This is a genomic window from Pseudomonas sp. NPDC089996 (assembly GCF_044748405.1).
Classification (GTDB): Bacteria; Pseudomonadota; Gammaproteobacteria; order Pseudomonadales; family Pseudomonadaceae; genus Aquipseudomonas.
Genome location: NZ_JBIVGA010000013.1, coordinates 45,204 through 64,657, shown reverse-complemented (window position 1 = coordinate 64,657; position 19,454 = coordinate 45,204). Strand labels below are relative to the sequence as shown.

17 protein-coding genes and 1 pseudogene are annotated in these 19,454 nt (G+C 64.8%); 13 read left to right on the top strand and 5 right to left on the bottom strand.

All coding sequences use genetic code 11. The annotated features are described in order from the left end of the window. Window positions 1–50 precede the first annotated feature (50 nt). From ACIPW4_RS21380 to ACIPW4_RS21365, 4 genes and pseudogenes are all read left to right on the top strand, one after another. Window positions 51–1,103: a 3-keto-5-aminohexanoate cleavage protein gene (locus tag ACIPW4_RS21380; protein ID WP_400661269.1), complete on the top strand. Its 1,053-nt coding sequence runs from the start codon at window positions 51–53 to the stop codon at window positions 1,101–1,103. 173 nt (window positions 1,104–1,276) lie between these two features. Beyond that, window positions 1,277–2,581 (top strand): MFS transporter, encoded by a 1,305-nt coding sequence (locus tag ACIPW4_RS21375; RefSeq protein WP_400661267.1) that lies wholly within the window; start codon window positions 1,277–1,279, stop codon window positions 2,579–2,581. Next, window positions 2,578–3,231, top strand: a complete 654-nt coding sequence (locus tag ACIPW4_RS21370; protein ID WP_400661265.1) for a DsbA family oxidoreductase — start codon at window positions 2,578–2,580, stop codon at window positions 3,229–3,231. Before ACIPW4_RS21375 ends, ACIPW4_RS21370 begins: the two co-directional genes overlap by 4 nt. After that, a pseudogene (locus tag ACIPW4_RS21365) lies at window positions 3,228–3,539 on the top strand (Rieske (2Fe-2S) protein); the annotation flags it as partial. The gene ACIPW4_RS21370 and the pseudogene ACIPW4_RS21365, both read left to right, overlap by 4 nt. Before the next feature lie 13 nt (window positions 3,540–3,552). On the opposite strand, the gene ACIPW4_RS21360 reads toward ACIPW4_RS21365, so the two are convergent. After that, complete coding sequence (locus ACIPW4_RS21360; protein ID WP_400661263.1) at window positions 3,553–4,563, bottom strand: AraC family transcriptional regulator; 1,011 nt, start codon at window positions 4,561–4,563, stop codon at window positions 3,553–3,555. Window positions 4,564–4,742: 179 nt separating this feature from the next. On the opposite strand from ACIPW4_RS21360, the gene ACIPW4_RS21355 reads away from it, so the two are divergent. From ACIPW4_RS21355 to ACIPW4_RS21320, 8 genes are all read left to right on the top strand, one after another. Further along, window positions 4,743–5,309 carry an RBBP9/YdeN family alpha/beta hydrolase gene (locus ACIPW4_RS21355; protein ID WP_400661261.1) on the top strand — a complete coding sequence of 189 codons (567 nt, stop codon included), beginning with the start codon at window positions 4,743–4,745 and terminating at the stop codon, window positions 5,307–5,309. Window positions 5,310–5,395: 86 nt separating this feature from the next. Beyond that, complete coding sequence (locus tag ACIPW4_RS21350; RefSeq protein WP_400661260.1) at window positions 5,396–7,351, top strand: DUF1302 domain-containing protein; 1,956 nt, start codon at window positions 5,396–5,398, stop codon at window positions 7,349–7,351. Between the two features lie 37 nt (window positions 7,352–7,388). Continuing rightward, entirely contained in the window at window positions 7,389–8,747 is a 1,359-nt protein-coding gene (locus ACIPW4_RS21345) for a DUF1329 domain-containing protein (protein ID WP_400661258.1), read from the top strand. A gap of 22 nt (window positions 8,748–8,769) precedes the next feature. Continuing rightward, complete coding sequence (locus ACIPW4_RS21340) at window positions 8,770–9,747, top strand: WD40/YVTN/BNR-like repeat-containing protein (RefSeq protein WP_400661256.1); 978 nt, start codon at window positions 8,770–8,772, stop codon at window positions 9,745–9,747. Then, a complete protein-coding gene (locus ACIPW4_RS21335) occupies window positions 9,747–12,212 on the top strand; it encodes an RND family transporter (protein ID WP_400661254.1) in 2,466 nt (821 codons plus the stop codon). The genes ACIPW4_RS21340 and ACIPW4_RS21335 overlap by 1 nt, the downstream gene beginning before the upstream one ends. Beyond that, the gene (locus ACIPW4_RS21330; protein WP_400661252.1) at window positions 12,205–13,974 is read left to right on the top strand and encodes an acyl-CoA dehydrogenase C-terminal domain-containing protein; all 1,770 of its coding nucleotides are present in this window, start codon (window positions 12,205–12,207) and stop codon (window positions 13,972–13,974) included. Before ACIPW4_RS21335 ends, ACIPW4_RS21330 begins: the two co-directional genes overlap by 8 nt. 11 nt (window positions 13,975–13,985) lie before the next feature. Continuing rightward, window positions 13,986–15,632: a fatty acid--CoA ligase gene (locus tag ACIPW4_RS21325; protein WP_400661250.1), complete on the top strand. Its 1,647-nt coding sequence runs from the start codon at window positions 13,986–13,988 to the stop codon at window positions 15,630–15,632. 78 nt (window positions 15,633–15,710) lie between these two features. Continuing rightward, the gene (locus ACIPW4_RS21320; protein WP_400661248.1) at window positions 15,711–16,211 is read left to right on the top strand and encodes a methylated-DNA--[protein]-cysteine S-methyltransferase; all 501 of its coding nucleotides are present in this window, start codon (window positions 15,711–15,713) and stop codon (window positions 16,209–16,211) included. Between the two features lie 29 nt (window positions 16,212–16,240). Here ACIPW4_RS21320 and ACIPW4_RS21315 read toward each other — a convergent pair whose 3' ends face one another. The 3 genes from ACIPW4_RS21315 to ACIPW4_RS21305 form a co-directional block, all read right to left on the bottom strand. Next, window positions 16,241–16,483 (bottom strand): hypothetical protein, encoded by a 243-nt coding sequence (locus ACIPW4_RS21315; protein ID WP_400661246.1) that lies wholly within the window; start codon window positions 16,481–16,483, stop codon window positions 16,241–16,243. Then, on the bottom strand, window positions 16,480–17,223 hold the full coding sequence (locus tag ACIPW4_RS21310) for a carbon-nitrogen hydrolase family protein (RefSeq protein WP_400661244.1): 744 nt from the start codon (window positions 17,221–17,223) through the stop codon (window positions 16,480–16,482). The genes ACIPW4_RS21315 and ACIPW4_RS21310 overlap by 4 nt, the downstream gene beginning before the upstream one ends. Before the next feature lie 79 nt (window positions 17,224–17,302). Continuing rightward, the gene (locus ACIPW4_RS21305) at window positions 17,303–17,818 is read right to left on the bottom strand and encodes a DUF3016 domain-containing protein (RefSeq protein WP_400661242.1); all 516 of its coding nucleotides are present in this window, start codon (window positions 17,816–17,818) and stop codon (window positions 17,303–17,305) included. 75 nt (window positions 17,819–17,893) lie between these two features. Here ACIPW4_RS21305 and ACIPW4_RS21300 point away from each other — a divergent pair, with 75 nt between their 5' ends. Continuing rightward, entirely contained in the window at window positions 17,894–18,580 is a 687-nt protein-coding gene (locus ACIPW4_RS21300; RefSeq protein WP_400661240.1) for a metallophosphoesterase, read from the top strand. A 69-nt stretch (window positions 18,581–18,649) separates the two neighbouring features. Here ACIPW4_RS21300 and ACIPW4_RS21295 read toward each other — a convergent pair whose 3' ends face one another. Then, window positions 18,650–19,381, bottom strand: a complete 732-nt coding sequence (locus ACIPW4_RS21295; RefSeq protein ID WP_400661238.1) for a hypothetical protein — start codon at window positions 19,379–19,381, stop codon at window positions 18,650–18,652. Between the last annotated feature and the right edge of the window lie 73 nt (window positions 19,382–19,454).

Below are 19,454 nucleotides of genomic sequence, written 5' to 3'. Positions count from 1 at the left end.
CCGCCAAAGGCGGCGCACAGCGCAATCACAACAATAACGAGGACTACTGCATGCAATTCTTCGATGATTCGTTGCACCCGGAAAACATGGAAAAGGTGGTGATCACCGTCGCCCCGTATGGGCCGGAATGGATGCCCGAGGACTTCCCCGAAGACATCCCGCTGACCATGGACGAGCAGGTGCAGAAGGCCGTCGATTGCTACGAGGCGGGTGCCACCGTGCTGCACCTGCATGTGCGCGAACTGGACGGCAAGGGCTCCAAGCGCCTGTCCAGGTTCAACGAGCTGATCGCCGGCGTGCGTGAAGCGGTGCCGGACATGATCATCCAGGTCGGTGGCTCGATTTCCTTTGCCCCCGAGGGCGAAGGCGAGGCGGCCAAGTGGCTGTCCGACGATACCCGGCACATGCTAGCCGAGCTGACCCCGCGCCCCGACCAGGTGACCGTGGCGATCAACACCACGCAGATGAACATCATGGAGCTGCTGTACCCAGAGTACCTGGAAGGCACCTCCCTGGCTCACCCGGCGATCCATGCTGCCTACAGCGAGATGACCGTGCCCGCCGGGCCGGCCTGGGTGCGCGAACACCTGCGCCGGCTGCAGGCCAGCGGTATCCAGCCGCACTTCCAGCTGACCGGCATGCACGCCATGGAAACCCTTGAGCGCATTGTCCGCCGTGGCGATTACATGGGCCCGCTGAACCTGACCTGGATCGGCATCGGCGGCGGTTTCGACGGCCCCAACCCGTTCAACTTCTTCAACTTCATCCACCGGGCGCCGGATGGCTGCACGTTGACGGCCGAGTCGCTGCTCAAGAATGTACTGCCGTTCAACACCATGGCCTTGGCCATGGGCCTGCACCCACGCTGCGGCAACGAAGACACCATCATCGACCAGCACGGCAAGCGCTTCGGCTCGGTGCAGCAGATCCGTCAGACCGTGCGCGTGGCCCATGAGCTGGGCCGTGAAGTGGCCAACGGCAAAGAGGCCCGGGCCATTTACCGCATTGGCGAGCGGTACACCAGCATCGAGCAGACCCTCAAGGCCAACGGCATGGCGCCGAACCGCCAGCCGGGGCACAAGGGTGTGCCGCAGCGGGCCTGACATGCAGGTCCGGCCTCTTCGCGGGCAAGCCCGCTCCCACAATGGACCTCTGTTTCCTCAGACCCTGTGGGAGCGGGCTTGTCCGCGAAGAGGCCAGAACCAGCAGTAAAGATTCTGGCTGTTACCCATAACAACAAGAACATCACCCACGCCCGATACTCCGAGGAGGCACCATGGCCACCTATCTCGCCAGTGCCCAGGCACCCGGCACCGACACCGCGCACAGCGTCCCGCGGCGCTATGCCTGGGTCGTCTTCGCCCTGACCTTCGGCCTGTTGATCTCCGACTACATGTCGCGCCAGGTGCTCAATGCCGTGTTCCCGCTGCTCAAGAGCGAGTGGGTACTGAGCGACAGCCAGCTCGGCCTGCTCAGCGGCATCGTCGCGCTGATGGTCGGCCTGCTGACCTTCCCGTTGTCATTGCTCGCCGACCGCTTCGGCCGGGTTCGCAGCCTGGTGCTGATGGCCGTGCTGTGGAGCCTGGCGACCCTGGGCTGCGCGCTGGCAGAAAACTACCCGCAGATGTTCATCGCCCGCTTCCTCGTGGGTGTCGGCGAGGCCGCCTACGGCAGCGTCGGCATTGCCGTGGTGGTGGCAGTGTTCCCCCGCGACATGCGTGCGACCCTGGCCGGCGCCTTCATGGCCGGTGGCATGTTCGGCTCGGTGCTGGGCATGGCCTTGGGCGGCATCCTGGCGCAGCATCTGGGCTGGCGCTGGGCGTTCGCCGGCATGGCGCTGTTCGGCCTGGTGCTGGCGATGCTGTATCCGCTGATCGTCAAGGAAGCCCGCATTACCGCGAAATGTGCCGAACAAACCCTGGCGAAGGCAAGCCACCCGCTGCGTACCCTGTATGGATCACGCTCGGTCATTGCCGCTTACATCGGCAGTGGCCTGCAATTGTTCGTCGGCGGCACCGTCATCGTGTGGATGCCCAGCTACCTGAACCGCTATTACGCCATGGGCACTGACCGCGCCGGGGCGATCGCTGCGGTGATCGTGCTGTTCAGCGGTATTGGCACCATCCTCTGCGCAATGCTCTGTGACCGCCTGGGCCGTCAGCGCCCGGACCGCAAGATCAGCCTGGCCATCGGCTATTGCCTGGGCAGCTGCCTGCTGCTGTCGGTGGCCTTTGCCTTGCCGGCGGGCAGTGCGCAGTTGGTGCTGATCTGCCTGGGCATGATGATCGGCGTCGGCACCAACGGCCCGTCCAGCGCCATGGTCGCCAACCTGACCCACGCCGCGGTGCATGGCACTGCCTTCGCCACCCTGACCCTGGCCAACAACCTGCTGGGCCTGGCGACCGGGCCGCTGATCACCGGCCGGGTTTCCGACCTGATCGGTTTGCACGCCGCGTTTCAGCTGGTGCCGCTGGTGAGCATCGCCGCCGCTGCGGTGTTCTTCATCGGCAAACGCCATTACCACCGCGACATGGAGCGTCTGCAAGCATCGGTCAAACGTACCGAGGAGTCGAGTTCGTGAAACAGACGTTATCCATCGAAGTGTTTTTCGATTTCATCTGCCCGTGGTGCCTGATCGGTCAGCGGCAATTGCAGGCTGCCCTGTTGCTGCTGCAGCGCGAACAGCCGCAGGTGCAGGTGGACCTGCAGTGGCGCGGCGTGCAGCTGCTACCAGGCCTGCCTGCCAATGGCCTGCCATTCCATGCGTTCTACATGCAGCGGCTGGGCAGCGAACAGGCCGTTCGCGAGCGCCAGGCACAGGTGCGAGCAGCGGCCAGTGTAGTGGGCGAAGACATCGATTTCACACGCATCCGCCGCATGCCCAATACCGCCAACGCCCACCGCCTGTTGCAACGGGCGTCCAGCCTGTTCAGCGCCAGGCGGCTTGAAACGTTGCTGGTGCAGCTGTTTATTGCCTACTTCCATCAGGGCCGCGACCTCGGCGACAGCCGGGTCTTGCTCGCCATTGCCCAGGCCTGCGGGCTGGAGGCGGCGCAAGTGGTCGACTGCCTGCGTGATGATGGCAGCCCGTTCCTCGACGGAGCCGGGCGCGCAGGCAGCGCGGTGCCGTGTTTCCGCTTCAATGGCGGCCGCCTGATTGCCGGCGCGCAACCTGCCGAAGTGCTGTTCGCAGCAATGATTGAAGCCTTGCCCGAACAGGTGCCGGCATGACGCGGCGTATCGCCCTGGCGGCAAGCCAGGTACCCGAACGCAACGCGCGCGTGCTGGTAGAAAGCCACGGCAAGAGCCTGGCCGTGTTCAATGTGGCCGATACCCTCTACGCGATCGACGACAGCTGCCCGCATCAAGGCGCCTCGCTGTGCGGCGGGCGCCTGGAGGGCCGGGTCATCCAGTGCTGCGCCCACGGCCTGCGCTTCGATCTTGCCAGTGGCTACCTGCTGAATTCGACAGCGCTCCGGGTCCAGACCTACCCGGTCGAATACCAGCAGGGTGAAGTGTTCATCGTGATCGACCGCGAAACCTTATCGCCAGTCATGGCGCCTTTTCGGCGAGCCTGGCACGCCAGCTGGCCGGCGGCATGCCGAACTGGGCGATGAACCAGCGGGTGAACGAGCTGGGCATCGAGTAGCCGAGCATGTCGGCGATGCGCCCCAGCGAGTAGCTGGGGTTTTCCAGGTAACGCATCACCAGGTCGCGGCGCACGTCGTTGATCAGGTCCTTGAAGGTCAGCCCGTCTTCCTCCAGGCGCCGTTGCAGCGTGCGCACATTCATGCCCTGGGTCTGCGCCACCTGCTCGATGGTGGCACGGCCCATGGGCAGCAGCAGGTAGATGGTCTTGCGCAGCTCCAGTTCCAGTGACGGCGTGCCACCGGCCGGCAGGGTGTCCAGGTAGCGCCGCGCCAGGCGTGCCATGGCTTCGTTGGCCTGCGGGCTGGCGCTGTCGAGGTCGGCGGCGGGGCAGACGATGCCATTGAACTCGCTGCCGAACACCAGCTTGCAGCCGAAGATGCGCCGGTGGATGGCCGGGTCGGCGGGGGCAGCATGGGTGAAGTTGGCGCTGATGGGGTGCCAGTGGCTGCCCAGCAGCGCCGCACACAGGCGCAGCATCACGCCGATGGCCAGCTCCGTGGCCTGGCGGCTGCCCGTTGCCCGCTCGTTGATCACCTCTTCGCGAATGATGACCGTCTTGCCGGCTTCCTCGATATGGATGGCCAGCGCGTCGTTGAGCAGATGACGGTATTGCACGATCACCTGCAGGGCGTCGCGCAGGTTGCGTTGGTGGCTGAGCAGCAAGCTGATCGCGCCAAAATCAGACAACTGGCGCGATTCCGCCATGCGCAAACCAAAGGTTTCGCAGCCGCTGATGCGTGCCGACTCCTCCAGCAGGGAAATGACATTGGCCGCCGGAATGCGGTGGTCGGGGTTTTCGAGCAGGGCTGCGCTGAGGCCGACCTGGGCAAGCAAGGCGTTAGGGTTCAGGCCCACATGGCGGGACACTTCGAGGTAATTGGTCAGGCTGGCGGCACGGACTAGGGCGGGCATTCTTATTGTTTTCCGTCAGGCGGTTGCTGCTTTATAGCCTGCGTGTCATCCCTTGAGAAGCACAAGCGCCGGACAGCCAGCTGTCATCAAATGAAAAGCCACTGACGCGCAATGTGAAGCACCCGTAGAGCCCCCTCATTACTGTGAGCCTCGTAACCGATTCAAGCCGAGGTCCCGACGTGGAAAAACTGCAAACCACTGCCACCGTATTGATCATTCCTGGCCTGCGCGAATTTGCCAGCGAGCATTGGCAGACCTTGCTCGAAGCGCGCCTGGCCAAGGTCCGCAGCGTGCCACCGCTGCAGGTCGACGGGCTCAGCTGCAACGGCCGTGTCGAAGCCATCCAACGCGAGCTGGAGCAGATCGACGGTGAGGTGGTGCTGGTGGCGCACAGCGCAGGCGTGTTGATGGTGGCCCACTGGGCTGCCCGCTATCAGCGGCCGATCAAAGGCGCCTTGTTGGCAGCACCGCCAGACCTGCACGCCCAGTGGCCGGCCCATTACCCTAGCCCGCAGAGCCTGGGCGAGCAGGGCTGGTCGCCCTTGCCGATGACGCCGTTGCCGTTCCCCAGCATCGTCGCTGCCAGCAGCAACGACCACCTGGCCAGCTTCGACGCCGCCGGCGCCATGGCCCAGGCCTGGGGCAGCGAGCTGGTCGCCCTTGGGCCGGTCGGCCACCTCAACCCGGCAGCCGGCTTCGGCCCCTGGCCACTGGCCGAAAACCTGATTCGTCGCCTGGACCACTGATCTGCCAAGCACGCACGGATGCCCAAGCCAAGCCCGCAGATGACGGGCGGCCATGAACAACAAGAACAATAAGTGGAGTCATCGCAATGCCAGAACATCGCACCCACCGTGCTGTGAAACCACAGCGCTGCCTGCTCGCCTGCGCCATCAGCCTGCTCAGCCTGCCCGGCGCGCACGCCTTCGAAGTCACTACCGGTAGTGAAGACTGGGCCGTACGCTTCGATAATACGGTCAAGTACAACTATGGCGTGCGCACTGAAAGCGCCGATAAACGCATGCTGGGCACGCCCAACAGCAACGACGGTGACTACAACTTCCGTAAGGCCGGCACCAACATCACCAACCGGGTCGACCTGCTGACAGAGTTGGACGTGGTCTACCAGGGCAGCACCGGTTTTCGGGTCAGCACCGCCAGCTGGTACGACAAGGCGTATGACAATGCCGGGTCCAACAGCAACCCGTTCGTCAACGGCAACGGTGACCAGTCCGGCATCAACCCCGGCCTCAATGGCCTGCCGGGCACCGGTGTGCCGCTGGGCAGCCCGCACCTGAGCAACTATGCCCAGCGCTACTACAGCGGCCCGTCCGGTGAAGTGCTGGATGCCTTCGTGTTCTTCAGCCGCGACGTTGGCGAAGAATCGCAAGTCAGCGCCAAAGTCGGCCAGCACAACCTGTTCTGGGGTGAAACCCTCCTCAACCCTGTGCACTCGCTGAGCTACGGCCAGTCCGGGCTGGACCTGGCCAAACTGGCAGCCTCCCCAGGTACCGAAGCCAAGGAACTGTTCGTACCTCGCAACCAATTGTCCACGTCGTTCATGGTCAACCCCGAACTGACCTTGGGCGCCCAGTACTTCTTCGGTTGGGATGCCGCGCGCCTGCCGGAAGCCGGTACCTACTATGGCGGCTCCGACGTAGTGGGCGAGGGCGCCCAGAGCTTCCTGCTTGGTCACACCGGCACCCCAGGGCTGATCCCGGTGCGCGGTGCGCTTACCACCCTCCGCCGTGGCGACGACCTGACGCCGCGCAACAGTGGCGACTGGGGCGTCATGGCCAAGTGGTCGCCCGAGTGGCTCGGCGGCACGCTGGGCTTCTACTATCGCAAGACCTCCGAGATCCTGCCCCAGGCCTGGCTCGACGCACGCGGCATGACCGTGGCCCGTGGCCCGTTCGGCGCGCCGCCGGCCAGCCGTCAGGCAGCGGTCGGCAACCTGTACAACTCGCTGCAGAGCACCACCTACCAGTTCGCCTATGCCGACGACATCGACATCTATGGCCTGAGCCTGTCCAAAGACGTCGGCGGCATCAGCGTCGGCAGCGACCTCAACATTCGTCACCACATGCCCCTGGCGAGCATCCCGGCCATCGTCAGTGCCCCTGGCACGGCGGGCCTGGGGGGCGGCTTTGGCCTGCTGCCGCCGCGCCTGGCGAGCAGCGGGGTGATCTACGACGTGCCCAAGGACGGCGACAGCCTGAGCGCCACCGGTGAAACCCTGCACTGGACCCTCAACGGCCTGATGACCCTCGGCAACACGCCGCTGTTCGACTCGGCAACCCTGCTCGGCGAGCTGTTCTACAGCAATCTGCTCAAGCTCGATGGCCACAACGAGGCCTTGTACAAAGGCAAGCGCAGCTACCGCGGCATCGACCAGCCGACCCGCGACAACTGGGGCATCGCCGTCAACTTCACCCCCACCTGGTTCCAGGTGATGCCAGGTGTCGACCTGAGCCTGCCGCTGTCGGTCAACGTCGGCATCGACGGCGTGTCGCCGGTGCAGGGCGGCGGTGCCAAGGACACCGGCAACTATGCGGTTGGCGTCAGCGCCGCCATCTACAACCAGTACTTCGTCGACCTCAAATACGTCGACAGCTTCGGCAAGACCCAGTCCTGCAAGGATGGCCAGACCGACGGCAGCACGCCGAACGCACTCGACGGCGAACAGGACTACACCTGCTACGGCGGCGGCTACGCCTCCTTCTCCGGCGGTGGTGCCACCACCGAAGACCGTGGCGCCCTGTACCTGACCCTCAAGACCACGTTCTGAGACCTGCCCCCACAGACTTCACAGGAAAACAACAATCATGAACTACGTGAACACCCTGTTGGCCACGTGCCTGTCGCTGGCCGCCCTCAACGCCGCCCACGCTGCGGTAACCCCTGACCAGGCTGCCAAGCTGGGCAAGAGCCTGACTACCTTGGGCGCGGACCAGGCCGCCAATGCCGATGGTTCGATCCCGGCCTACCAAGGTGGCCTGCTGACGCCTCCTGCGAGCTACCAGAGCGGCGCCAGCATGCGCCCCGACCCGTTCGCCAGCGAAAAACCGCTGCTGGTCATCGATGGCAAGACCGCCGAACAGTACAAAGGCCAGCTGACGGCCACCACTCTTGAACTGCTCAAGCGCTTCCCGACCATGCGTGTCGATGTCTACCCGACCCACCGCAGCGTGGCACTGCCCCAGGCGGTGCTGGACAACACCCTGAAGAACGCCACCAGCGCCAGGAGCCAGGAGGGCGGCACTGCCGTGGACAACGTGCTGCCCGGCATCCCGTTCCCGATCCCGCAAAACGGCGCAGAGGCCATGTGGAACTTCCTGCTGCGCTACCAGGGCGTGAGCATGACCGCCAAGTACGACTCGTGGAATGTCGACGCCGCTGGCAAGGCCTCGTTGTCGACCACCGGCCAGGCCAACATCAGCTATCCGATCTACGAAGACATGAGCAAGCCGATCGGCGCCAAGGACACTTACTACCAGATGAAGCTGGTGTACACCGGCCCCGCCCGCCGCGCCGGCGAAGCGATGATGTTGCGCGATGCCGCCAACCCGCTGGTGCAGCCGCGCAGCGCCTGGCAGTACCTGCCTGGACAGCGGCGGGTCAAGCTGGCGCCGAACCTGGCCTACGACACGCCCAACCCCGGTACTTCGGGCTCCGGCACCTACGATGACGTGTTCGTCTTCAACGGTGCCCTCGACCGCTACGAATGGACCCTGGTCGGCAAGCAGGAAATGTACGTGCCGTACAACACCTATCAGCTGACCTACAACACCGATGTCAAGCAGCTCACCACACCCAACCACCTCGCCCCGCAGTTCGTGCGCTGGGAGAAACACCGCGTGTGGGTGGTGGAAGGCAAGCTCAAGGACGGTGCGCGGCACATCTACCAGAAGCGCCGCTTCTACCTCGACGAGGACAGCTGGGTTGCCCTGGCGTCCGACCAGTATGACGCCCGTGGCCAGCTGTACCGCGGCTCGTTCGCCTTCCTGACTCAGAGCTACGACAAGCAGACCCCGGATGCCACGCCGTTCATGATCTACGACCTGGTCGGCGGCACCTACAACCTCAACGGCGTGGTCGGCGCCTATGGCGGCATCCGCTACATCGACCCGCTGTCCAAGGCCCAGTGGTCGCCTGAATCGTTGGCCGGCAATGGCATTCGCTGAACGCATGGCGCAGGGGTTCGCAATGTCTGTCTTCAAACGCTGCAGCGTGGCAATGCTGCTTTGGGCTGCACTGCACGGTGCAGCCCAGGCGGGGCCCTTCACCGATGTGCTGGATCTGCCGGCCATGCCCAGTGCACTGGCTGCCACCAGTGCACTGCGTGATGTGACCCGGGCCGGTGAGCGCCTGGTGGCGGTGGGCCCTCGTGGGCACATCGTGTATTCCGACGACCATGGCGCGCACTGGCTGCAGGCCCAGGTGCCGGTCAGCGCCGACCTCAATGCCGTCAGCTTCCCCACTGCAAGGCATGGCTGGGCGGTGGGCAATGACGGTGTGGTATTGCATAGCCACGATGGTGGCTTGCACTGGGAGAAGCAGGCCGATGGCCGAGCACTGGCTGAAGGCACCGACAGCACCTTGCTCGATGTGTGGTTCAGCGATGAACAGCACGGCTATGCCGTGGGCCTGTTCAACCTGTTGCTGCGCACCGAGGACGGTGGCCAGCACTGGCTGGCGTGGCAGGCGCACAGCGACAACCCGCAAGGCCTGCACCTGACCAGCCTGGCGCCGGTCGGTGATGCGCTGTACATCACCGGGGAGCAGGGGCTGCTGCTCAAGCTGGACGCCGCAAGTGAACGCTTCGAGCAGGTGCCGACGCCCTATGCCGGCACCTTGTTCGGTGCCGTCGGCAAACCCGGCCTGCTGCTGATCTACGGCCTGCGCGGCAATGCCTACCGCAGCACAGACAACGGCCAGCATTGGCAACCGGTCGACAGCGGCGTGAGGGTCAGCCTGACCGCCGCCGGCATTGGCGCCGATGGCGTTGTGTGGCTGGCCAGCCAGGCCGGCGACCTGCTGCTCAGCCGCGACAGCGGCGCCAGTTTCAGCCCGCAACCACAAGCCACACGCGGCCCGGTGACCGCGCTTGCCGACGACGCCGGTCGCGGCGTGGTGCTGGTGGGCGAGCGCGGCGTGCGCACCTTCGACGAGAGAAGACCCTGATGGCCGATATCCGCCAAGATCCACTGCCGGTGATCCAGTCGCTCGCCGACTTCGACCCGCGTTCGGGCAATCGCCTCGAGCGCCTGGTGTTCAACCACCGCCTGGCCTTCGTGCTGTGCATGCTGCTGACCACCGTGGTGCTCGGCTACATGGCGCTGACCCGCCTGGAGCTGCGTCCCAGCTTCGAAAAAATGCTGCCGCAGAGCCACCCCTACATTCAGAACTACCTCGCCAACCGCCAGTCGCTGCGCGGCCTGGGTAACTCGGTGCGGGTGGTGGTGGAGAACATCCACGGTGACATCTTCGACCCCGACTACCTGCAGACCCTGCGCCAGATCAACGACGAGCTGTTTCTCAGTGACGGTGTCGACCGCGCCTGGATGAAGTCGCTGTGGAGCCCGGCCGTGCGCTGGACCGAGGTGACTGAAGAAGGCTTCCAGGGTGGCCCGGTGATGCCCGACGGTTACCAGGGTGCGGCCGCCGAGATCGAGCAGCTGCGGCAGAACATCGAGCGCGCCAATATCGTCGGCAGCCTGGTAGCCCGCGACTTCAAGTCGAGCATGCTGATCGTGCCGCTGCTGGACCAGGATTCGGCCACCGGCAAAGGCATCGACTACCACGCCTTCTCGCAAAAGCTCGAACACCTGCGCAGCCACTACCAGGCCAGCGGCCATTACCAGATCCATGTGATCGGCTTCGCCAAGCTGATGGGCGACCTGATCGACGGGCTGATTCAGGTGATGGCGTTCTTCGCCCTGGCCGTGGTCACCAGCCTGGTGATCATCTACCTGTACACCCGCTGCGTGCGCAGCACCTTGCTGGTGGTGCTGTGTTCGCTGACCGCAGTGGTCTGGCAGCTGGGCATCGTCGCCTGGCTGGGCTATGCCATCGACCCATACTCGATCCTGGTGCCGTTCCTGATCTTCGCCATCGGCGTGTCCCACGCCGCGCAGAAGATGAACGGCATCCTTCAGGACATCGGCCGCGGCACCCACCGGCAGATCGCAGCACGCTACACCTTCCGCCGCCTGTTCGTGGCCGGGGTCACCGCGCTGCTGGCGGACGCGGTGGGCTTTGCCGTGCTGATGCTGATCGATATCCCGGTGATCCAGGACCTGGCCAGCACCGCCAGCATCGGCGTGGCGGTGCTGATCTTTACCTCGCTGCTGTTGATGCCGGTGGCGCTGTCGTATGTCGGCGTGGGCCGCAAGGCCGCCGAGCGCGCCTTGTACATCGATGCCCGTGCGGCGCAGCACCGTGGCTTTGGCCGCTTGTGGGACCTGCTCGACCGCTTCACCGAACGCAAGTGGGCCACGGGCGCCTTGCTGGTGGCCGTGGCCCTGACCGCCGTCGGTGTGTGGGGCAGCCTGCAGCTGAAGATCGGCGACCTCGACAGCGGTGCCCCGGAGCTGCGCGCCGACTCGCGCTACAACCGCGACAACGCCTTCATCACCAGGCACTACGCGCTGAGCAGCGATACCTTCGCGGTGATGGTCAAGACGCCCCCTGAAGGCTGCCTGCGCTACCAGACGCTGGTGCTGGCCGACCGCCTGGCCTGGGAGCTGCAACAGTTGCCCGGGGTGCAGACCACGCTGTCGCTGGCCAATGCGGTGCGCCAGATCACCGCCGGCACCTACGAGGGCAACCCGCGCCTGAACAGCCTGCAGCGCAACCAGGACGTGCTCAACTATGCGGCCCAGCAGGCCTCGGTCAACACGCCGGAGCTGTTCAACAACGACTGCTCGCTGATGCCGGTGATCGCCTACCTCAAGGACCACCGCGCCGACACCCTGGCGCAGGTTGCCGCTACCGCCGAGCGTTTCGCCCAGGCCAACAGTGGCGACGATCGCCAGTTCCTGCTGGCCGCCGGCAGCGCCGGTATCGAGGCCGCCACCAATATCGTCGTGCGCGAGGCCAACCACCGCATGCTGTTGCTGGTGTACCTGGCCGTTACCGTGTTCTGCCTGTTCACCTTCCGCAGCTGGCGCGCCACCCTGGTGGCGGTCCTGCCGTTGATGCTCACTTCGCTGCTGTGCGAAGCGCTGATGGTGGCCATGGGCATCGGCGTCAAGGTTGCCACCTTGCCGGTGATCGCCCTGGGCGTGGGCATTGGCGTCGACTACGCCTTGTACCTGCTCAGTGTGCAGCTGCATCACCAGCGTGCCGGCCTGCCGCTGGCCCAGGCCTACCAGAAGGCCGTGGCCTTCACCGGGCGCGTGGTCGGCCTGGTGGGCATCACCCTGGCCGCCGGCGTGGTCGGCTGGGCCTGGTCGCCGATCAAGTTCCAGGCCGACATGGGCCTGCTGCTGACCTTCATGTTCCTCTGGAACATGCTCGGCGCACTGGTGCTGATCCCGGCGCTGTCGCATTTCCTCCTGCGCGGCCATGGCGCCCCGGCGGCCAGCCGGGCCTGTGCCGCGTCACGTTCGTCAACCCAAGAAACAGAGTGTTCGCCTCATGTCTGATTACCTTCCGCCCCTGCGCGACATGGATTTCCTGTTCAACGAAGTGTTCGATATCCCGGCCTGGTGGGCGCAGACCCCGGCGCTGGCCGAGCAGGTCGACGCCGACACCGCGCGGGCCGTGCTCGAACAGGCCGGCAAGCTGATTGCCGACGTGGTGGCGCCGCTCAACCGCAGTGGTGACGAACAAGGCTGCCGCTGGGAGGATGGCCGGGTCATGACCCCTGACGGTTTTGCCGAAGCCTACCGGGCGTTCGCCGACGATGGCTGGGTGGGCGTGGCCGGCGCGCCGGAATATGGCGGCATGGGCATGCCGAAAGTGCTCGGCGCCCAGCTCGAAGAGATGCTCAACGCCGCCAACCTGTCGTTCGGCCTGTACCCGATGCTCACTGCGGGCGCTTGCCTGTCATTGCTCAACCACGCCAGCGAGCCGCTCAAGGCCCTCTACCTGCCACCGATGTATCAAGGGCGCTGGACCGGCTCGATGTGCCTGACAGAGCCGCACTGCGGCACCGACCTCGGCCTGCTGCGCACCCGCGCCGAACCTTCGGCCGATGGCCGCTACCGGGTCAGCGGCACGAAGATCTTCATCACCGGCGGCGAACAGGACCTGAGCGAGAACATCATCCACCTGGTGTTGGCCCGTCTGCCCGACGCCCCTGCCGGCGCCAAAGGCATTTCCCTGTTCCTGATACCGAAAGTGCTGGTCGACGACGATGGCGCGCTGGGCGAGGCCAATGCCGTCAGTTGCGGTTCCATCGAGCACAAGATGGGCATCAAGGCCTCGGCCACCTGCGTGATGAACTTCGACGGTGCCATCGGCTACCTGGTCGGCGAGCCGAACAAGGGCCTCAACGCCATGTTCACCATGATGAACTACGAGCGCCTGGGCGTCGGTATCCAGGGCCTGGCCCTGGGCGAGCGCTCCTACCAGAACGCCATCGCCTATGCCCGCGACCGCCAGCAGGGGCGGGCCCCGACCGGCACCGAGGCGCCGGCGCAGGCGGCCGACCCGATTGTCGTGCACCCGGATGTGCGGCGCATGCTGCTGACCATGAAGGCGCTGAACGAAGGCGGGCGGGCATTCTCCACCTATGTGGCGCTGCAACTGGACGTGGCCAAGTACAGCGAGGATGCCGGCGAGCGCCGCCTGGCCGAGGCCAAGGTGGCTTTGCTGACTCCGGTGGCCAAGGCGTTCCTTACCGATATGGGCCTGGAAACCACCGTGCATGGGCAGCAGGTGTTCGGCGGCCATGGCTATATCCGTGAATGGGGCCAGGAGCAGCTGATTCGTGATTGCCGCATCACCCAGATCTACGAAGGCGCCAACGGCATCCAGGCCCTCGACCTGGTCGGGCGCAAACTGCTGGGCGACGGTGGCCAGGCATACCGCACATTGTCAACCGAGATCAATGCAAGCGCCGAGGCATTGCCAGCCGAATTCGGCGCGCCATTGCTGGCGGCCATGCACAACCTCGACGCGCTCACAGCCTGGGTGCTCGACCGTGGCCAAGGCGCGCCGCGGGAGATAGGCGCCGCGGCGGTGGAGTACCTGCACGTGTTCGGTTACACGCTGTATGCCTACCTGTGGGCGCGCATGGCCGAAGTTGCCCTGAACACGGCGCAACCTGAGCCGTTCCACCAGCGCAAGCTGGCCACTGCGCGGTTCTATTTCGCGCGCCTGCTACCGCGCATCCACTCGCTGACTGCCAGCGTCAAGGCGGGTAGCCACAGCCTGTACCTGCTCGATGCCGACCAGCTGTGAAGGATGACGCGATGACCACCACCCGTATCATGCCGGCCGCCGAACAGGCCTATGGCTACCCGCTGCTGATCAAGCGCCTGTTGATGTCTGGCGTGCGCTACCAGCCGAACCAGGAAATCGTCTACGCCGACACGCTGCGCTACAGCTACACGACGCTGGTCGAACGCATCCAGCGCCTGGCCAATGTGCTGACCGAAGCCGGGGTCAGGCCTGGCGACACGGTCGCCTTGCTCGACTGGGACAGCCACCGCGCCCTGGAGTGCTTCTTCACCGTGCCGATGCTCGGTGCGGTGTTGCACACGGTGAACGTGCGGCTGTCTGCCGAGCAGGTCCGTTACACCATGAATCATGCCGAAGACCGGCTGGTGCTGGTGCATGACGACTTCCTGCCGCTGATGGCGCAACTGCGTGATGAGCTGCCAACCGTGCAAGGCTTCATCCGCCTCAGCGATGGCGCCTGCGAGCAGCCGGCCCTGCCCACGCTGGGCGAGTATGAGACGTTGCTGGGCGCGGCGGGTGCCAGCTTCGACTTCCCTGACTTCGACGAGCATTCCCTGGCGACGCTGTTCTATACCACCGGTACCACCGGCCACCCCAAGGGTGTGTACTTCAGCCATCGCCAGCTGGTGCTGCACACCCTGGCCGAGCAGGCGACCCTGGCGGCCTGCGGCGCTGAGCCGCTGTTGCGCGAAGGCGACGTGTACATGCCGATCACGCCGATGTTCCATGTGCATGCCTGGGGCGTGCCTTACGTGGCCACGGCACTGGGCATCAAGCAGGTATACCCGGGGCGCTACGAGCCGAACCGGCTGGTGCGGCTGTACCGGGAGGAGGGCGTGACCTTCTCGCATTGTGTGCCTACCGTGCTGCAGATGATGCTCGACAGCGACGAGGGCCGGCGCACCGACCTGGTCGGCTGGAAGATGCTGCTCGGCGGCAGCGCGCTGACTGTGGGGCTGGCGCAACGGGCCAGCCAGCGCGGCATTCGCGTGCACTGCGGCTACGGCATGTCGGAAAGCTGCCCGCTGCTCAGCGTCACCCGGCTGAGCGCGCAGGACCTGGCGCTGCCCGTGACCGAGCAGGTGCCGCTGCGCATCAACGCCGGCGTGCCGATCGTGATGGTGGACCTGCGCATTGTCGATGACGCAGGCGATGACGTGCCTCACGACGGCGAACGGCTGGGTGAGGTGGTGGTACGCGCGCCGTGGTTGACCCTGGGTTACCTGAAGGAGCCGGAGCAGGGCGCTGCGCTGTGGCACGGCGGTTGGCTGCACACCGGTGACCTTGCCTGCATCGACGCAGGCGGTGTGGTGCGCATCCGCGACCGGATCAAGGATGTGATCAAGACCGGTGGCGAGTGGATCAGCTCGGTCGAGCTGGAAAGCCTGATCAGCCAGCATCCGGCCGTCGAGGCGGTGGCAGTGATCGGCGTGCCGGACCCCCAATGGGGCGAGCAGCCGATGGCTTTGCTGGTGTGCAGCGACGGTCGGCAACTGGACGCAGCTGCCCTGGCTGCGCATCTGCAGCCCTTCGTCAACAGTGGCCAGCTGAACAAATGGGCGATTCCGCGGCAGATACGCTGTGTCGGGCAAATCCCCAAAACCAGCGTGGGCAAGGTTGACAAGAAGCTGATCCGGCAGTCGCTGCTCACGGAATAACCCGCGCAAGAAAGCGGGTGCAGCGGGGGGCGAGCGACGTTAAAGTGCGCTGAAACTGGTTTGCCATAGGGTATTCAGATGTCCAGCGCCTTTACTTTCATGTCGTCCCCGGTCGGCACCCTGACCTTGGTGGCACGCGGCGAGCGACTCGCTGCCGTGCTGTGGGAAGAGGAACGCGAGAACCGTGTTCGGCTTGGCGAACTGCACCGCGATGACCACCATCCGATGCTGTGCGAAACGGCCCGTCAGCTGGGCGAGTACTTTGCCGGCACACGCCAGCGCTTCGAGCTGGCGTTGGACTTTGCCGGTACCGAGTTCCAGCGCCAGGTGTGGGCGGCCTTGCTGACCATTCCTTTCGGCGAAACCCGCAGCTACAGCGACATTGCCCGGCAGATCGGCAACCCCAGTGCCGTGCGGGCGGTGGGCGCGGCCAACGGGCGCAACCCGATCTCGATCATCGCGCCTTGTCACCGGGTGATTGGCGCGTCCGGGAGCCTGACCGGGTTTGCCGGTGGCTTGCCGGCCAAGCAGTATCTGCTGGCGCTGGAAGGGCGGCAGAGTCTGGCCCTGGATTTGTGAGTGGCTGTACCAGCCTCTTCGCGGGCAATTCAACTGATCCAGTTCACCAGCAGGCAAATGACCAACGCCATCACCGAGCCGACGATCACTGTGTACTGGCGCCGCACACGCCGTGCATGGGGCTGTACCTCGCGCAAGTACTCCCCCGGCGTTGGTGCATCGGGCCGGTGCCGCAAGCCCTCGGCGATTTCAGCCAATTGGCCCTGAATGAACAGGCCGACCACGTAGTAGGCAATGGCATAGCTGCACAGCGTCGTAAGCAGAAACTTCATGTGCCAGACATGTCCAGTGGCACCCCAGACGCGGTATTGCTGGCGGTGTCAAGCAGGATCAGGCCTTCTGACCTGTCATCCAGCGCCGCCAGCAGGTTGCCCTGGCTGTCCCAGGCCGCCGAGCCGCCCGCACCGATGAAGGTGTCGGCCGGCCCGACGCAGTTGGCCAGCAATACCGCAAACCCCAGGGTGCGCGCTACCTCCGGGTAATGTTCGTGACCCTCGCGGATGCCTTTGGCGGTTTTGGCGACGCTCACCAGATACAGCTCGGCCCCTTGTGCGCGGGCTTGGGCGGCGTGCTCGATGAACATCGATTCATAGCAGATGGCCGGCCCCAGCTTGAGCTGGCCTGAGGCAAACACCAGCGATTGATCACCCGGGCTGAAGAACGGCAGTTCATCGCCATGCAGGCGCTGTTTGGTGTACGCCAGCGGTGGCAGGCCCGGGCGCAGGATGGGCATGCCGATACGTATGCCCTGCGCGGTTGGCAGTGGCAGCCCGGCAGCGACCGTGATGCCGAACTGGTCGCAATGCGCCTGCAACGGCTGCAGCCGGGCGGAAGTCACCGGCAGCGCAACCTGGCGCGCCAAGGTCGGTTCGTACCCTGTCAGCGACAGTTCCGGGAACACCACCAGCTCGGCGCCCAGTGCCGCAGCTTGCTCGATGCAGCGCAGATGGCGGGCGAGGTTGCGGCCCAGATCGCCTTTGCACGACGCCAGTTGCACGGCGCAGAGTTTCATGGTGATTACCTTCCCAGGTACAGGTCGAAGGGCCGAGCATACTACCGGCACCTTCGCCTGTTCCAGCAAAGGGGTTCGCTCAGGACGTCGAACGTACCCCGAAACGCTGGCGGAACCAGTCGTCGAGCATGGCTTTTTCCGCATAGAGGCGGTCGTTGTCGTGGGCTGCCCGGCCTGGGCGGCTCAGGTACATCTTGTCGCTGACCCGCTCCTGGGCCTGCTTGTCGGGCTTGCCAGGCTGGCTCAGGGTGTAGCTCAGCTCGATGGTCGGCCAGGTAATGTCGCGCATGAAGCGTAAATCGTAGGCCTGGCTGTGCCACGGCTCGTAACGGCCGGCCAGGTCGATGTCACGTATGTCGATGACCAGCTGCTGGCCAGGCTGCAGGTAGCGTTGGCCAAGCTTCTGCAGGTATTGGGTCAAGGTTTTCATCACGTATTCGTCGGCGCCACGTTCATAGCCAGGGCCGTCGAGGCTGGCGTCGCGGAATTTTTCCGGGTGGTCGAAACGTACCTCGACCTGCGCAGGCGGGGTACCTTGTGCCATGCTGTTGAATGACAGCGCCATGAGTACGGCACAGACAAGAGCGTTACGCATGATGCACCTCCGGGGCGGGCTGCGTGTCGCTCTATTTTACGCCGGCAGGGGGCGTGGTAGCAGAGGAACATTGTAATGAGCCGGTTTCGGCGAGTAGCCGCCAACAGCAAAGGGCGTGACCTGGCCGTGGGCGATATCCACGGGCATTTTCGGCGGCTTGAGCAGTACCTGGAGACAGTGGGTTTCGATCCTGCAGTGGACCGGCTGTTCAGCGTCGGCGATTTGGTCGACCGCGGGCCGCACAGCGAGACGTGCCTGTGGTGGCTGAATCAGCCCTGGTTCCACGCGGTGCAGGGCAACCACGAGGCACTGGCGATTACCTGCCTTTATGGAGGGCGGCTGGACTTGGAGATGTACCGTGCAGCGGGTGGGGGCTGGTTCATCGACCTGCCGAGGGCGCAGCAGGAGGCCTTTGTCGAACGCTTCCTGCAATTACCCATTGCCCTGGAGGTGCAGACCGATGCAGGGTTGATCGGCCTGCTGCATGCCGATTGCCCTTTCAACGACTGGAATGCATTGCGCGATAGCCTGTTGTTCGATGACGACGCCGCTGTTCGCGAGGTTTGCCAGTGGTCGCGTCAGCGCCTGAAAGACAGCAACACCGAAGTGGTGGCCGGGCTGCGCGCCTTGCTGGTAGGGCATACGCCTGTGCTGCAGGCCAAGCAGCTTGGCAATGTCTGGCACCTCGACACCGGCGGCTGGGCCAGTGGCCATTTCAGCCTGATGGACATGGCCAGCCTGCGTCTGGTCAGCCCCGCCTAGTAGCGCCGCAGCGGCCAGACGGGGGAGGCTGCAGGGCGCAACCTCCCCAAGCCTTGCGCTTACCTGCTGCTACAGGGATTGCAAGGCAATGCTGGCGGTTTTCGAGTCTTGCGGGCTATCGGCATCGATCCATACCCACTGGCTGCCATCACCTTGCAGGTTCTCGTTGATGCTCTGGGTGGAGGAGGTGGTGATGTTGACCACGCCTTGTTCCTTGGCCGTCGGCCCCATGCATTGCACCTGCCCGCTGAGCAGGCCATTGCTGGTTTCATTGACCACGAACACCACGGCCTTGTCCTGGCGGAACTGGCAGGAGATGAACTGGTTGATGGTACTGACAATGGTCAGTTTCATCCATTTGGAGGGCGGCACGGCGTAGTAACGGGTGTACTTGTTGAAGGGCACTTGCTCGCCGTTGGCCGGCAGCGGCTGATTGTTCAAACCCGCCGTATTGGTCGGCATGCTGACGCTGCCGATCCATGCTTCGACCTGGGCAATGCCGCTGTTCGGTGGCACCGACAGGGAGATCGTCTGGGTGTCCGTACCCGAGACGAAACCGATCGAAGCCAGCCCTGCGTTGGCGGTAGTGCCGGGGATGGTCATCTGGCAGGGGGGCTGGCTGTTGCTCCAGACCAGGTTGACGTCGGCATTGTTGTCGTTGCCTGCCGAGTTGTAGATGAAAACGCCGTAGAGTTGGCCGGGGCGCAGGGTGGTGCAGGTGGCCACGTCGCCGGAGCCGAGGGTAATGCGCTGGCCGCCGTTCCAGTTGATCTGTGCAGCGCTGATTCCGATGCTATCCATGTTGTAAATCCCTATACGTGTTGAAAGGACAGGTGCCTTGACTCCCGCTTCCGTTGCGCAGGGCTCCATGCAC